This window comes from Pseudomonas sp. SD17-1, assembly GCF_029201585.1.
GTDB lineage: Bacteria > Pseudomonadota > Gammaproteobacteria > Pseudomonadales > Pseudomonadaceae > Aquipseudomonas > Aquipseudomonas palmensis.
The window spans coordinates 3,012,141-3,027,925 of record NZ_CP104044.1 but is presented as its reverse complement, the minus strand read 5'-3'; the positions used below and the strand labels follow the sequence as shown (position 1 = coordinate 3,027,925).

General features: G+C 65.2%; 11 protein-coding genes and 1 pseudogene. 7 read left to right on the top strand and 5 right to left on the bottom strand.

The features are described from left to right. Positions 1-151: 151 nt before the first annotated feature. Positions 152-2,230, top strand: a pseudogene (locus N0B28_RS13760) (EAL domain-containing protein). 9 nt (positions 2,231-2,239) lie between these two features. Here N0B28_RS13760 and N0B28_RS13755 read toward each other — a convergent pair. After that, positions 2,240-2,497: a DUF1652 domain-containing protein gene (locus tag N0B28_RS13755; RefSeq protein WP_043861439.1), complete on the bottom strand. Its 258-nt coding sequence runs from the start codon at positions 2,495-2,497 to the stop codon at positions 2,240-2,242. Between the two features lie 278 nt (positions 2,498-2,775). Then, positions 2,776-3,423, bottom strand: a complete 648-nt coding sequence (locus N0B28_RS13750) for a DUF1345 domain-containing protein (RefSeq protein WP_054914577.1) — start codon at positions 3,421-3,423, stop codon at positions 2,776-2,778. An 81-nt stretch (positions 3,424-3,504) separates the two neighbouring features. Between N0B28_RS13750 and N0B28_RS13745 the strand changes: the two genes are divergently transcribed. The 4 genes from N0B28_RS13745 (at position 3,505) to yiaY (ending at position 7,765) form a co-directional block, all read left to right on the top strand. Continuing rightward, positions 3,505-4,176 carry a DUF3313 domain-containing protein gene (locus tag N0B28_RS13745; protein WP_043861440.1) on the top strand — a complete coding sequence of 224 codons (672 nt, stop codon included), beginning with the start codon at positions 3,505-3,507 and terminating at the stop codon, positions 4,174-4,176. 156 nt (positions 4,177-4,332) lie between these two features. Then, positions 4,333-4,785 (top strand): PACE efflux transporter, encoded by a 453-nt coding sequence (locus tag N0B28_RS13740; protein ID WP_043861441.1) that lies wholly within the window; start codon positions 4,333-4,335, stop codon positions 4,783-4,785. Between the two features lie 190 nt (positions 4,786-4,975). Continuing rightward, a complete protein-coding gene (gene ilvA / locus N0B28_RS13735) occupies positions 4,976-6,538 on the top strand; it encodes a threonine ammonia-lyase, biosynthetic (RefSeq protein ID WP_275726759.1) in 1,563 nt (520 codons plus the stop codon). Positions 6,539-6,616: 78 nt separating this feature from the next. Next, complete coding sequence (gene yiaY, locus N0B28_RS13730; protein WP_054914574.1) at positions 6,617-7,765, top strand: L-threonine dehydrogenase; 1,149 nt, start codon at positions 6,617-6,619, stop codon at positions 7,763-7,765. Between the two features lie 80 nt (positions 7,766-7,845). On the opposite strand, the gene N0B28_RS13725 is transcribed toward yiaY, so the two are convergent. Both N0B28_RS13725 and N0B28_RS13720 read right to left on the bottom strand, forming a co-directional pair. Further along, the gene (locus tag N0B28_RS13725; protein WP_043861444.1) at positions 7,846-9,198 is read right to left on the bottom strand and encodes a GntP family permease; all 1,353 of its coding nucleotides are present in this window, start codon (positions 9,196-9,198) and stop codon (positions 7,846-7,848) included. 100 nt (positions 9,199-9,298) lie between these two features. After that, a complete protein-coding gene (locus N0B28_RS13720; protein ID WP_043861445.1) occupies positions 9,299-9,838 on the bottom strand; it encodes a gluconokinase in 540 nt (179 codons plus the stop codon). 207 nt (positions 9,839-10,045) lie between these two features. Between N0B28_RS13720 and N0B28_RS13715 the strand changes: the two genes are divergently transcribed. Both N0B28_RS13715 and N0B28_RS13710 read left to right on the top strand, forming a co-directional pair. Continuing rightward, on the top strand, positions 10,046-11,065 hold the full coding sequence (locus N0B28_RS13715) for a LacI family DNA-binding transcriptional regulator (RefSeq protein ID WP_054914573.1): 1,020 nt from the start codon (positions 10,046-10,048) through the stop codon (positions 11,063-11,065). 89 nt (positions 11,066-11,154) lie between these two features. Then, positions 11,155-12,474, top strand: coding sequence for a PAS domain-containing methyl-accepting chemotaxis protein (locus N0B28_RS13710; protein ID WP_058540141.1), 1,320 nt, complete (start codon positions 11,155-11,157; stop codon positions 12,472-12,474). Positions 12,475-12,482: 8 nt separating this feature from the next. Here the strand turns inward: N0B28_RS13710 and N0B28_RS13705 are convergent, their stop codons facing one another. Next, positions 12,483-15,779, bottom strand: coding sequence for a transporter substrate-binding domain-containing protein (locus N0B28_RS13705; RefSeq protein ID WP_275726750.1), 3,297 nt, complete (start codon positions 15,777-15,779; stop codon positions 12,483-12,485). Between the last annotated feature and the right edge of the window lie 6 nt (positions 15,780-15,785).

Below are 15,785 nucleotides of genomic sequence, written 5' to 3'. Positions count from 1 at the left end.
GGCCGCGACGCGGTTCCAAAGCCTGATGGCCATTCGCCAAAAACATCCCGCCATCCCTCGGAAACTCCGTGCGTTTCGCTAAAGGTTGAGTACAATCATCGGTTTTTCACCGGGCCGGGACAGCGCCCGTCAACCGGGCCTTGGAACCTTCATGCTCAACGGTAGTTATTCCTCCTCGCTGGTCCTGATTTCGCTGTGCGTGGCGATTCTGGCGTCCTACACGGCGCTGGACCTGACCGGGCGCATCGCCACCGCCAAGGGCCGTGCCGCGTACCTGTGGATGGTCGGCGGTGCTCTGGCCCTGGGCACCGGGATCTGGTCGATGCACTTCATCGGCATGCTTGCCTTCAGCCTGCCCATCGAGCTGGGCTACGACCTGAGCCTCACCGCGCTGTCGCTGGTGATCTCGGTGCTTTCGTCGGGCTTCGCACTCTGGCTGGTGAGCCAGCCGAGCCTGCCGGGCCGCGTGCTGGCGCTGGGGGCGCTGATCATGGGCGCGGGCATCAGCAGCATGCATTACACCGGCATGGCCGCCATGCAGATGCAACCGGGCATCGACTACGACCCGCTGCTGTTCGCCGCCTCGCTGTTGATTGCAGTAGGCGCGTCGGTGGCCGCACTGTGGATCGCCTTCCGCCTGCGCCGCAATACCCCGTATGTACGCCAGATTCGCGGCGGCGCCGCCGTGGTGATGGGCATTGCCATCGTCGGCATGCACTACACCGGCATGGCAGCGGCCAATTTTGCCGACGGCAGCTTCTGTGGCGCGCTGGACGGTGGGCTCAGCGGCAGTGGCCTGGACTACCTGGTGCTGATCACCACCCTGGCGGTGCTGGCGGTGGCGCTGCTGACCTCGGTGCTGGATGCACGCCTGGAGGCGCGCACTGCGGAGCTGGCGCAATCGCTGACCCTGGCCAACCAGGAGCTGACCCAGCTGGCGCTGCACGACACCCTCACCGGGCTGCCCAACCGCAGTCTGCTGACCGACCGCATCGAGCAGGCCATCGCCAAGGTGGCCGAGCAGGGCGGCTGCTTTGCGCTGATGTTCATCGACCTGGACGGGTTCAAGCCGGTCAACGACGCGTTCGGCCATCACACCGGCGACCAGTTGCTCAAGGAGGTGGCGATGCGCCTGCGTGGCCACCTGCACAGCCAGGACACCCTGGCGCGCATCGGCGGTGACGAATTCGTGCTGCTGGTGGAGCTGGACGAGCCTGAAGACGCGGTGGGGGTGGCCGCCAAGCAGGTCAACCTGGTGTCGCGCCCGTTCCGGGTGGCCGAGCAGAGCCTGCAGATCTCCGCCAGCGTCGGCATCGTGTTGTACCCCGGCAACGGCGCCGACCAGATGGAGCTGCTGCGCAATGCCGACGCGGCCATGTACCACGCCAAGAGCGCCGGCAAGAACGCCTACAGCTTTTTCGATGTGTCGATGAACAGCAACGCGCGCCTGCAGCTGCAGTTGCTGCAGGACCTGCGCATGGCGCTGGAGCAGCGCCAGTTGCGCCTGTTCTACCAGCCCAAGTTCGATGCGGTGGGGCGCCAGCCTATCGGTGCCGAGGCCCTGCTGCGCTGGGAGCACCCGCAGCACGGCATGTTGCTGCCCGATCGCTTCATCCAGCTGGCGGAAAAAACCGGGTTGATCATCCCGATCGGCGAGTGGGTGCTGGACGAGGCCTGCCGCCAGATGCGCAGCTGGATGGACTAGGGCTATGAAAACTGGCGGGTTGCAGTGAACCTGTCGGCCATCCAGTTCTGCCATGCCGGGCTGGTTGACAGCGTGGCGTCGGCCTTGCAGCGTCATCGCCTGCCGGCCAACAGCCTGACCCTGGAGATCACCGAAACCACCGCCATGCACGACGCCGATGCGAGCCTGATGGTGTTGCAGCGCCTGTCGGACATGGGCGTGGACCTGTCCATCGACGATTTCGGTACCGGCTACTCAAGCCTGATGTACTTGAAGCGCCTGCCGGCCAACGAGCTGAAGATCGACCGTGGCTTCGTGCGCGACCTGGAGCAGGACAGCGACGATGCCGCAATCGTGTCGGCCATCGTGGCGCTGGGGCAGGCACTGGGGTTGAGGATTGTTGCCGAAGGGGTGGAAACCGACCGCCAGCAGGACTTCCTGACCCGTCTGGGGTGTGATTCGCTGCAAGGGTACCTGCTCGGTCAGCCGCTGCCGGCCGAGCGTTTCATGGCTGATATCGAGAGACTGGCGGTGGGGCAGGCCTGAGCGCCAGCGTCAGGCCGAGCGCAGCGCACACGAGGGCTGGAACGCTTCAAGCTCGTCTTCCACCGCTTCGATGATGCGCTCCACATCCGACGCCGCCATCAGTGTGGCGCACGGAATGCCGGCAATCGCCAGCAGGGTTTCGCCGGTGGCGCGGTCGAACACGCGCGCCACCATGCTGCGCGGTGCATCCATGCTGGCTTCAAAGCCCAGGGGATGGAAGTGCCAGCGCATCATCTGGCAGGCGTTGGGAAACGTGAGCTTGTTCATGCCGGCCTCCTTTTACAGCTGACCCCGATTCGCTGAGCATGCCTGTACCCGGGACACGCTGCCCAGGGAAGGCCAAGACCCTAACCATAGCACCGATGCGGCCGCTGTCCGCCGCTTGTTTGCGCCCCGTTGCAGGATGTTTGACCTGCGTCACAATGGCTTTTTGCTATGTGTGGGTTGCGCAAGCGTTTGCGTGGTCCGCATTGCGGCGGGTGAGGCTGTCATGGCCGCTGAAGCGGGCAGGGTGGGGCCACGGGTATTTCAGACCAGCGGCGGGCTCAGCTGAGCAGGCCGGCGGCGATGTTGATGGTGAAACCCAGAATAGCGGTGTTGAACACGAAACCGATCACCGAGTGGGCCAGCACCACCCGGCGCAGTTCACGCCCGGCGACGCCCACATCGGAGGTTTGCACCGCGACGCTGAGGGTGAACGAGAAGTAGTGGAAGTCCCAGTAATCGGGGTTGCGCTCCTCGTCTGGAAAGCGCAGCAGCGGCTGCTTGGCGGTGCTGGTGTAGAACAGGCGCGCATAGTGCAGGCTGAAGATGGTGCCGATCAGCAGCCACGAGCCGGCCACGGTGAGGCCGGTGTACAGGTAGTGCAGGGCCTGGGTGCTGCCGGTCAGGCCCTTGCTGCTGGCCAGTTGCAGGGTAACTGCGGCAAGGCTGGCGATGGCCGCGATACTCACGGTAAACAGCACCAGCCCGGCATTTTCGTCCTCGATGCAGGCCACCTTGCGCACCTGGCCCGGTTTTGCCCGCAGGGTCAGCCAGAACACCAGCAGCAGGTACAGCCAGACCCCGAGGTTCCAGCCCGCCAGGATGTGTTGCACCAGGTTGTCTGCCGGGATGAACACGCCGCCCAGGCAGCCGACCAGTGCGGCGGCGCTGAGGCGCGGGTGGGTATGGGCCAGTTTGTGGAATGCCATGTTGCCTCACGTCGATGGATGCACCGCCAACTGTAGCCTATACCTAGGAAGCCTTTCTTCAGGCGCCACTGGAGCGACCGCATGAAACACGCATTGATCATCGGCACCTTGTGCCTGGCCGGGCTGGGCCTGGCCGGTTGTTCGAGCAGCACCGTGCAGCCCGACGAGTACTCCGGGTTCCTCAAGGACTACAGCCGTCTCAAGCAGACCACCTCGCCCTCCGGTGCCACGGTGATGCGCTGGATCGACCCGAACCTCAAGCTCGACCGCTACACCAGCGTATACATCGAGCCCAGCCAGCTGTATCCCAAGCCGCAACCTACCGCGCGGATTCCGCAGAGCACCCTGCAAGGCATCACCCACTACTACGACCAGGCGCTCAAGCGCGAGCTGGGCAAGTCGTTGCCGCTGGCCACCGGCCCTGGCCCGGGGGTGATCGTGGTACGCCCGGCGATCACGGCCGTCAGCAGCAAGACCGAGGGCCTGAAGGCATACGAAGTGATTCCGGTGGCGCTGGTGGCGGCAGCGGTGAGCACGGCCTCGGGCATCCGCGACCAGGAAACCGATATCGCCACCGAGGCGCAGTTTCTGGATGGCGGCAACAACAAGGTGCTCGCCCAGGTGGTGCGCAAGGGTAGTGGCAAGCCGCTGGAAAACGACAGCCAGGTGATGAAGGCCGACGATGTGAAGGCAGTGCTCGATGGCTGGGCGTCCGACCTGCACCAGTCCTACCTCAAGCTCAAGGGCCATTGAGCCCTGTGCCAGGCCATTCGGGGAACCCCGCAATGGCCTGGCAGCGTGTTGGCCGGTCTGCCGGCCCCTGCGGCCGACGACAGTTGACCGCTTCAGCATTGAAACCCGGCTTCAATCAGCCTAGCCTGCGCGGCATACCGTTGAAAGGAGCCCGTCATGCAAGGCGTTACCCGCAAGATCACCCAGGCCATTCTGTACGAAGTCATCGCGGTGGCCTGTGTCGCACCGGCCCTGGCGTTGGCCTTCGATGAGGGCATGGCCCATTCCACCGTGCTGTCGGTGATCATGTCGGGCATGGCCCTGGGCTGGAACATGCTCTACAACTACCTGTTCGAGTTCTGGGAGGCACGTCAGGCCCGACGCAGCCGCACCTTCGTGCGGCGCCTGCTGCATGCCATCGGCTTCGAGGGCGGGCTGGTGCTGATCCTGCTGCCGGTGGTGGCCTGGTGGCTGGACATCAGCCTGTGGGCGGCACTGGGCACCAACCTTGCGCTGTTCGTGTTCTTCTTCGTGTACGCCTTCGTGTTCCAGTGGGGCTTCGACCGGGTGTTCGGCGTGCCCGAATCGGCGCACGAACGCGGCGTGCAAGCCTGCACGAGCGCAAAATGAATGATTGACTTGAAAAAGGCCCTGGGCTAGTTTCGCTGCCATGACCTTATTCGCAGCGTTGCCTTCGCACAGCATTATTACCGCCATTATCAGATTGGCGGGCTAGCGAGCACCTTGCACCTAACCCGCCCTGGAGGCGGGTTTTTCCTTTCTGACTCCTGGGCACTTCAAAAAAAACCAGGAGTCACCGATGACCAGCCTTACCGTCTGCCCCAGCACCTCGACCAGCGCCACCAGCCTGCTGTCGGACTATGTGCGAAGGATTCTTGCCGCACCGGTATATGACTTGGCCATCGAGACGCCCCTGCAGCCCGCCCGGGCGCTGTCCGAGGCCCTGGGCAACAACGTGCTGCTCAAGCGCGAAGACCTGCAGACGACCTTTTCCTTCAAGATCCGCGGGGCCTACACCCGCCTCAGTCGTCTGAGCACCGAGCAGCGCGAGCGCGGGGTGATCACCGCGTCTGCCGGCAACCATGCCCAGGGCGTGGCGCTGGCTGCTCGTGAACTGGGCATGCGCGCCACCATCGTGATGCCCACCACCACTCCGGCGCTGAAGATCGAAGGGGTGCGCTCGCGTGGCGGCAATGTGGTGCTGCACGGTGACAGCTTCCCGCGGGCGCTGGCCCATGCGCTGCAACTGGCCCAGAGCGAAGGCGCCACGTTCGTGCCACCGTTCGACGACCCGGACGTGATTGCAGGGCAGGGCACCGTGGCCATGGAGATCCTGCGCCAGCAACCGGGCGGGCTGGACGCGATCTTCGTGCCGGTGGGCGGCGGCGGCCTGATCGCCGGCATCGCCGCCTACGTCAAGTACCTGCGCCCGCAGGTAAAGGTGATCGGCGTCGAGCCGCATGACTCTAACTGCCTGCAGGCCGCGCTGGCCGCTGGCGAACGGGTGGTGCTGCCCCAGGTCGGCACCTTCGCCGACGGCGTGGCGGTGGCGCAGATCGGCGCGCATTGCTTCGAGGTGTGCCGGCATTACGTGGACGAAGTGGTCACGGTCAGCAGCGACGAGCTGTGCGCGGCCATCAAGGACATCTACGACGACACCCGCTCGATCACCGAGCCTTCCGGTGCGCTGGCGGTGGCCGGGATCAAGAAGTACGTGGCCAGCCGCGGTGTGACAGGCCAGACCCTGGTGGCGATCGACTCCGGTGCCAACGTCAACTTCGACCGCCTGCGCCATGTGGCCGAACGCGCCGAACTGGGCGAGCAGCGCGAGGCGGTCATCGCGGTGACCATCCCCGAGCAGCCGGGCAGCTTCCGTGCCTTCTGCCAGGCCCTGGGCCAGCGCCAGATCACCGAGTTCAACTACCGCTACCAGCCCGGCAAGGAGGCCCGCCTGTTCGTCGGCGTGCAGACCCACCCGCACACCGACCCGCGCGCGCAGTTGCTGGCCAGCCTGGCCGGGCAGGGCTACGAGGTGCTGGACCTGACCGAGAACGAGCTGGCCAAGTTGCATATCCGCCACACCGTGGGCGGCCACTCGGCCCCCTCGCTCGACGAGCGGGTGCTGCGCTTCGAGTTCCCGGAGCGTCCTGGCGCCTTGCTGGGCTTTCTGGAGCGCCTGGGCAAGCGCTGGAACATCAGCCTGTTCCACTACCGCAACCACGGGGCTGCCGAGGCGCGGGTGTTCGTGGCGCTGCAGGTGCCGGACGATGAGCTGGCGCAGTTGCCAGGCACCCTCGACGGCATGGGGTATCGCTACTGGGACGAGACCGAAAACCCGGCCTATCGGCTGTTTCTTGGCTGACTTTGCGCTGGATCAACATGCCCTGCGGCCCACGGGCGGATCCTTGAGGCAGAGATATAAAGCCTGAGGAATACCGCCATGAGCAGCACGTTTTTCATCCCAGCCGTCAACATCATGGGCATCGACTGCCTGGACGAAGCCATGACCGCCATTGTCGGCTATGGCTTTGCCAAGGCGTTGATCGTCACCGATACCGGGCTGGCCAAGGCCGGCGTGGCACAGCGAATCGCCGAGCAGCTGGCGATGCGTGACATCGACTCGGTGGTGTTCGACGGCGCCAAGCCCAACCCGAGCATCGCCAACGTGGAGCAGGGCCTGGCGATGCTCAAGCGCGAGCACTGCGACTGCGTGATTTCGCTGGGCGGCGGTTCACCCCACGACTGCGCCAAGGGCATTGCCCTGTGTGCCACCAATGGCGGGCACATCGGCGACTACGAAGGGGTCGACCGCTCCGCCAAGCCGCAATTGCCGCTGATCGCGATCAATACCACGGCCGGTACGGCCAGCGAGATGACGCGCTTCTGCATCATCACCGACGAGGCGCGCCACGTGAAAATGGCCATCGTCGACCGCAACGTCACCCCGTTGCTGTCGGTGAACGACCCGGCGCTGATGGTCGGCATGCCCAGGTCGCTGACGGCGGCCACCGGTATGGATGCACTGACCCACGCCATCGAGGCCTATGTATCCACGGCGGCCACGCCGATCACCGACGCCTGCGCACTCAAGGCCATCGAGCTGATCAGCCGCAACCTGCGCCAGGCGGTGATCGACGGGCAGGACCTGACCGCGCGGGAGAACATGGCCTATGCGCAGTTCCTCGCCGGCATGGCGTTCAACAATGCTTCGCTGGGGTTCGTGCATGCGATGGCGCATCAGCTCGGTGGCTTCTACGACCTGCCGCACGGGGTGTGCAACGCGGTGCTGCTGCCCCATGTGCAGCGGTTCAATGCGGCGGTGAGCGCGGCGCGCCTGCGTGATGTGGCACAGGCGATGGGCGTGGCGGTGGAGGGGCTGAACGCGGCGCAGGGTGCCGATGCGGCGATCCAGGCCATCGTGCAACTGAGCGACGATATCGAGATCCCGCCGGGGCTGGAGGTGCTGGGTGCGCGGGTGGCGGATGTGCCGACCCTGGCGGCCAACGCGCTCAAGGATGCCTGCGGCCTGACCAACCCGCGGCGGGCCAGCCAGGCCGAGATCGAGGCGATCTTCAAGGCAGCCTTCTAGCGCATCTTCGCTGGCAAGCCAGCTTCCACAGGGTTCTGCGGTACAGCCAGAACCTGTGGGCTGGCTTTGCGGCGATGCCGTCAGACCACCAGCGACAACAGCATGATGAAGATGATGCCCACCACCGACAGGATGGTTTCCATCATGCTCCAGGTCTTGAAGGTTTCGGCCACGGTCATGTTGAAGTACTGCTTGACCAGCCAGAAGCCCGCATCGTTGACATGCGACAGGATCAGCGAGCCGGCCCCCGTGGCCAGCACCAGCAGCTCGCGGTTCACGCCCGGTATCATGCCGATCACCGGGGCCACGATACCCGCACCGGTAATGGTCGCCACCGTCGCCGAGCCCGTGGCGATGCGAATCACCGCCGCCACCAGCCAGGCCAGCATGATCGGCGAGATCTGCGCCTGCACCGCCATCTGACCGATCACGTTGCCCACACCGGTATCCACCAGCATCTGCTTGAAGCCGCCCCCAGCCCCCACGATCAGCACGATTGCCGCCGTAGGCGCCAGGCTCTGGTCGAGCATCTTCATAATCTGCTGGCGGCTGAAGCCCTGGGCCGAGCCGAAGGTGTAGAAGGCCAGCAGCAGGGCTGCCAGCAGCGCCGTGATCGGGTGCCCGATCAGGTCCATCCACTGGCGAAAGATGTGCTCGGCCGGCAGTACCACGTCGGCGAAGGTCTTGAGCAGCATCAGGAACACCGGCAGCAGGATGGTCACCAGCGTGATGGCGAAGCTGGGCAGTTGCGTGCGCTCGGCTTCGCGGGCGATCTGGTCCATCAGCTCCTGGGACGGCGAGCCGGGGATGTACCGCGAAATGAACGTGCCGTACAGCGGCCCGGCGATGATCGCCGTGGGCAGCGCCACGATCAGCCCGTAGAAGATGGTCTTGCCGATGTCGGCGCCGAACACGCCGATGGCCAGCAGCGGGCCCGGGTGCGGCGGCACCAGCCCGTGCACCACCGACAGCCCGGCCAGCAGCGGAATGCCGATCTTGATCAGCGATACGCCGGTGCGCCGGGCCACGATGAACACCAGGGGTATCAGCAGCACGAAGCCGATTTCGAAGAACAGCGGGATGCCCACCAGGAAGGCGGCGAACATCATGGCCCAGTGCACCTTCTGCTTGCCGAAGGCGCGAATCAGGGTTTGCGCGATCTGGTCGGCGCCGCCGGAATCGGCCATCAGCTTGCCGAGCATGGTGCCCAGTGCCAGCACGATCCCGACAAAGCCGAGTACGCCCCCGAAGCCGTCCTGGAACGACTTCATCACTTTGGCTACCGGCATGCCGGAGGTCAGGCCCAGAAAGCCCGCGGCCAGGGTCAGCGCCACGAAAGGGTGCACCTTGAAGTGGGTGATCAGCAGCACCAGGCCGATGATGGTCACCAGTGCATCGAGCAAGAGGTAGGTATCAGTTGCCAGACCGAACATGGTTCAGTGCCTCGTATTGTCATTGTTGTGGGCGGAACTTTTACAGCGTGCAGCAGTCGAGACAGCGCTATCTTTGGTGAGCCGGAAAACTGCCGGAAAATCAGGCAGTTCGCGCCAGTGCCGACTCACCGCAGGGCTTTAGCCAGGTGTCTACCTGACGGGCCAGCTGGGCGATGGGTTGGGTGGCGTCCAGGGTCAGGGTCAGGGTTTCGCCGCGCGGCGACTCCAGGGCGGCGAACTGGCTGTCGATCAGGCTTGCCGGCATGAAGTGGCCGGGGCGTGCCAGCACGCGGCGTTCGGCTTCCTGGGGCGTCAGTTCGAGGAACACGAAGCCCAGGTCGGGTACGGCGTGGCGCAGGGCGTCGCGGTAGCGCTTTTTCAGCGCCGAGCAGGTGAGGATCGGCCGTTCGCCGGCCTTGAGGGTGGCCTGCAGCTCTTCGCCCAGGCGGATCAGCCAGCCAGCGCGGTCGTCATCGTCAAGGGGAATGCCGGCGCTCATCTTCTGGATGTTGGCGGCAGGGTGAAAGGCATCGCCTTCGATCAGGCGGCCGCCGCTGCAATCGGCGATGGCAGAACCGACGCAGCTCTTGCCGCAGCCAGCCACGCCCATCACCACAATAGCGGACAGGGGAGAGTTCATCGGTACCTCCTGCGGGGCGAGATAGCGCTATCTTTGGCCGAGGCTGACAACGCCTCGGCGGCTTCCCACCCGGTTGTTATTGGTTTTGTAAAAGCAGTCTGGGCGCTCATCGCCGTGCACCTGCAGTTATGCATTGCCTGACGTCTGAGACAGCGCTACCTTAGTGCCCGTTCCCTTCTCTTTGCAAGCCGAAAAATAAAAGCCCCCATGACCCGCATTGGCTCCCGTACTACCGGTCGTCCCACCCTGGCTGAAGTGGCCAGGCTTTCCGGGGTTTCCCCGATCACCGCCTCGCGCGCCCTGCGCGGCATCAGCACGGTTGCCCCGGAACTGGTGCAGAAGGTCAAGGATGCTGCCGCAGCGCTGGGCTATGTCGCCAACCCGGCAGCCCGCGCGTTGGCGTCGGCTCAGAGCCAGTCGGTGGTGGTGCTGATTCCGTCGCTGTCCAACCAGCTGTTCATCGAAACCCTCGAAGCCATCCACGACGTGATGCGCCCGCGCGGCCTTGAAGTGCTGATCGGCAACTTCCACTACGACGTGGCCGAAGAGGAGAACCTGATCCGCAACTACCTGGCCTACCAGCCGTGCGGCATGCTGCTCACCGGTTTTGACCGCACCGAGGCGTCGCAGCAGATGCTGGCCGCCAGTGGTGTGCCCTGCGTGCACATGATGGAGCTGGGTGGGCCGGACACGGCCACTTCGGTCGGGTTTTCCCAGCAGCAGGCCGGGCGCGCGGCTGCCCGGCACCTGATCGAACGCGGGCGGCGGCGCCTGGGCTTCATTGCCGCGCAGCTCGATCCGCGGGTGATGCAACGCGCCGACGGGTTCCGCCAGGCGCTGGACGATGCAGGGCTGTATGACCCGGCACTGGAAATGCTCGCACCGCAGCCGTCATCCATCGGCCTGGGCGGCGAGCTGTTCAGCCAGTTGCTCGAGCGTCACCCGGAGGTGGACGGGCTGTTCTTCTGCAACGACGACCTGGCCCAGGGCGCGATTCTGCAGGCCTTGCGCCAGGGCATCGAGGTGCCGGGGCAGGTGGCGATGGTGGGCTTCAACGACCTGCCGGCATCGGCTCACCTGGTACCGCGCCTGACCTCCATTCGCACCCCGCGCGCTGCCGTGGGGCGGCAGGCTGCGCAGGCGCTGCTGGCGTTGCTCGACGGCAAGGGCGGGCAGCCGCGCACCCAGGACCTGGGCTTCGAACTGATGGTGCGCGAAAGCAGTTGACGTGGGGTGATAAACGGTGATGGCAGTTGGCTTGCAGGGTACAGAAGTGCATCTATGCTGAGCAAAAACCGCCAATGGAGTGGTAACCAATGTTTAACGCCCATCGCAAGTCTGACCTGGCTGAAATCGAGCGTTGCACCCAAGCGTTACACCACTCCAATGCCAAGCTTGCGGCCATAGGCCGCTCGATGGCCATGATCGAGTTCAGCCCCGACGGGGTGATTCTCGAAGCCAACGAGCGTTTCTGCTCCACCCTGGGCTATGCCGCCGAGGAGATCATCGGCAAGCACCACCGCATTTTCTGCGAGCCCGACTACGTCAAGAGCGATGCGTACCGCACCCTGTGGCGCGACCTGGCGCGGGGCGAGGCCCACAGCGGTACCTTTCTGCGGCGCGACAAGGCCGGGCACGATGTGTGGCTGGAGGCCAGCTACATGCCGGTGTTCGGCGCCAACCAGCAGGTCACCAGCGTGATCAAGGTCGCCTCCGACATCACCCGGCGGGTGGTCGAGGAGCATGAGAGCGACAGCCTGATCAATGCCATCAGCCGTTCCATGGCGATGGTCGAGTTCACCCCCGAAGGCAATGTGATCCGTGCCAACGAGAACTTCCTCAAGACCATGCATTACCGGGCCGAGGAGGTCATTGGCCAGCACCACAGCCTGTTCTGCCACCGCAGCGAAAGCGAGTCGAGCGCCTACAAGGCATTCTGGGCCTCGCTCAATCGCGGCGAGTACCATTCCCATCGTTTCGAGCGCAAGAACAAACTCGGGCAGATGGTGTACCTGGAAGCTTCCTACAACCCGATCTTCGATACCCGTGGCCGCCTGTACAAGGTGGTCAAGTTCGCCAGCGACATCACCCACCAGGTGTGTACCCAGCAGACGGCGGCCGAAGCGGCCCACGCCACCTCGGTGCAGAACGATGCCTGCGCGCGCAAGGGCTCGGAGGTGGTGCAGCATACGGTGCAGGTGATCGAGGAGATCTCCCGCGAGCTCAATGCCGCAGCCCGCAGCATCGATGCGGTGAGCAAGCAGTCGGAACTGATCGGGCAGATCGTGCAGACCATCCGCAGCATTGCCGACCAGACCAACCTGCTGGCCCTGAACGCCGCCATCGAGGCGGCGCGGGCAGGTGAACACGGCCGCGGCTTTGCCGTGGTGGCCGACGAGGTGCGCAGCCTGGCGGCACGCACCAGCAAGGCGACCCTGGAGATCGTCGATGTGGTGCGCCAGAACCACGACCTTTCACTCAATGCGGTGGCCAGTATGCAGTCGAGCCTCAGCCGCACCGGGCTGGGGGTGGAACTGGCCAATGAGGCGGGGGAAGTGATCCTGGAAATCCAGCAGGGTTCGCAGCACGTGGTGGACGCCATCAGCCAGATCAACTCGACCCTGCAGCTGCACTGAGCCGCATCTCAACCGGCGGCGATGGATCGCTGCAGGTGTTCATGCAGATCCTTCAGGCTCTGTTCCAGCGCCGCCAGCAACGCCTCGATGGCCTTGTCCGGGGCCTTGCCGGTACAGGCCTGCTCCAGCGCATCGCAGTGCCCCACCAGGCCATGGGCCTTGAGCATCTTGGCGCCGCCCTTGATGCGGTGCGACAGGCTGCGCAGTTGCTGTCGACTCGCGCCTGAGCCCAGGGCACGCAACGCCTCGAGGTCTTCGGCGCTGCTGCGCTCCAGCTCCGTCAGCAGACGCTTGATCAGCCGTGGGTCACCCAGGGTCAGGTGCTTGAGGTTGTCGATGTTGAAACCACTGTTGTCCTCGGCGCGGGGCTCGGGTGGCGCCTGCGGCTCGGGGGTATCCACCCCCGACAGGTGACGGCTCAAGGCGCCCAGGCCGATCGGCTTGAACAGGCAGTCATCCATGCCCGACGCCAGGCAGCGCTCGCGTTCGTCGGCCTGGGCGTTGGCGGTCAGGCCCAGTATCAGGCAGGGCGGGCGATTCGTCTGGGCTTCCTGGGCACGAATCTCGCGCGCCAGCTGGTGGCCGTCCATGCCGGGCATGTTGCAGTCGGTGATCACGGCGTCGAAGCGCCCGGCCTGCCAGGCCTGCAGGCCGCCCGCGCCGTCGCTGGCCTGGGTCACCCGATGGCCCAGCACGCTCAGCTGCTTTTCCAGCAGCATGAGGTTGGCGGGGTAGTCGTCGACCACCAGGATGTTCAGCCGCTGGCTGGCCTGGGCCGTTGGCTCCTGGGCCGGTTCCTCGGGTTGACTGGCAGTGCTGGCCAGCATCAGCGGCAGGCTGACCGTGACCTGGGTGCCATGGCCCGGGGTACTGTGCAGTTCCAGGCTGCCCTGCATCAGTTCGCACAGGGTCCGGCTGATCACCAGGCCCAGGCCGGTGCCCTGGCGAGCCGGCTGGCTGCCGGCCTGGATGAAGGGGTGGAACAGGCGCTGCTGGTCCGGCTGGCTGATGCCGATGCCGCTGTCCTCGACGGCCAGGTGCATGTGCACCTGCTTGCCGCACGGCGTGGGCTGGCACTGCAGGCGCACGCTGACGCCGCCGCGCTCGGTGAACTTGATGGCATTGCCCAGCAGGTTGGACAGGATCTGGCGAAAACGCAGCGGGTCGATCTCCACCAGGGCGGCGGGGGGCTGCAGGTCCTGGGTCAGGCTGATGTCCTTGAGACGGGCGCTGCTTTCGAACACCTGCACGGTGCTGCGTACCAGCGCACCCAGGTCGGTGGGTTGTGGCGCCAGGCTCATGTGTCCGGATTCGATGCGGGCGATGTCCAGCACGTCGCCGATCAGCTCCAGCAGGCTGCTGGCCGAATCGAATGCCACCTGCAGGGAGTGCTCGTCGGTGCGGCCCTGTGCGGCATCCTTCAGGGCAAGCTCGAGCAGGCCGATCACCGCATTCATGGGGGTGCGGATCTCGTGGCTCATGGTGGTCAGGAAGGTGCTCTTGGCGTGGTTGGCGCTGTCGGCCTGTTCCTTGGCCACATGCAGCTCTTCGAGCAGGTGTTCGCTGATGCGCAGCTGCAGTTGCAGGGCCTGCTCGGCCTCGGCGCGTTGCTGCATCAGCTTGCGCAGGTAACGGTTCCACAACGCTATGGCAAGCACCAGCGCCACCGCGATGCCAAGAATCTGCAGCACCAGCGAGCGGTAGTTGCGCCAGGGCGTGTCGCTGATCAGGGCGTTGATGCGCCAGCGATTGACCAGCTGGGTCATCTGCTCGGGCGGGATGCTGAGCAGGGATTTTTCCAATATCGCATGTAGTGGCGAAGAACGTTCGGTGGCGAAGGCGGCGAGGGCCGGGGTGTCGTCCAGCAGGGTGGCGATGCGCAGGCGGTCCTTGAACATGCGGCTGATGAAGTAGGCGGCGTTGATCTGCGAACTGAGCGCCGCGTCCGCGCGGCCCTGGGCCACGTACTCCATCAGTGCCAGCGGGTCGTCGACTTCGATCAGGCTGATGGCGGGATAGCGCTGGCGCAGTTCGGCGCTCACCGGTGTACCGCGAATGATCGCCAGGCGCTTGCCGTCGAGCTGGTCGGGGTGGCGGATCGATGTATCGCGCACGCTGGTCACCAGCACCCGCGGGTTGGCCAGGTAGGGCCGGGTGAAGGCCAGGGTTCTGGCGCGCTGCTCACCATAGTTGAGCGCGCCGACGACCTCGGCTTCGCCCTGTTCGACCATGCTGATCATGGTGGGCACCGAGTCGGTCTCGATGATCTGGAACTTCAGCCCGCTGCGCAGGCTGATCTGCGCCAGCACGTCGGCGGTGATGCCGCGAAAGTGCTGGTTTTCGTCGAAGAAGCTCAGGGGCGCGAAGTACTTGTTGATGACCACGCGCACGCTGGGATGCTGCGCGATCCAGTGTCGCTCTTCGTCGGTCAGCGCGATGTCCGCCCGGTTGAGCAGGATGCTGCTCACGCCGCTGGTCCAGCGGCGCATCACGTTCAACCGGTCGCTGTCGGTGATGCTGCCCAATGCCTTGTTCACCAGGTCCAGCAACGCGGTGTTCTCGCGCACCAGGGCAAAGCCGAAGGAAGAGCGCTGGGGTTTGACGTAGTGGGAGATCTGCAGGCTTTCGCGGTAGTTCTTGCCGATCAGGTAGTCGGAACTGATCGCGTCGCCGATGAATGCATCGGCCTGGCCCAGGGCCACCGCCGACAGGGCCGACATGGTCGAGGCGTACAGTTGCAGGTTCGCCCGGGGGTAGAGCTGGCGTACCAGCGACGGTGGCAGGTAGTGTTCGACCATCGACAGCGTCAGCCCGTCGAGCGGGTCGTCAGGGTCATGGGTCACGCCGACGGGGGTTGCGATGATCGGCTGGTCGTCGGCGTAGGGCTGGCTCATCACCAGTGCGCTGTCGGCGGCTTCGTAGCCGTTGGCGCTGCCCAGCAGGTCGATCTGGCCACTGTGCAGGGCGGCGATGGCCTGGATACGGTTCGGGAACTGCAGCACCTGCACCGGGATCTTCAACTGCTCGCCGATCAGGCCGGCGAAGTCGGCGCTGACCCCTTCATAGTCGTGCTGGCTCACATTGATGTCGAAGGGCGGGTAGTCCGGCGCCGAGGTGCCCAGGCGCAGCACCTGCTTGTGCTTGAGCCACCGACGTTCGGCGAGGGTCAGCGAGGGTGGCGCACTGCTGCTGACCGAGCGCCCGAGCAGTTGCCGGGCAACCCCCGGCTCCTGTGCCATGGCGCTTATCGCCAGCCACTGCACCAGGCAGGCTAGCAGCAGGGCAGGCAGGCAACGCTTGGTCATGGGCGG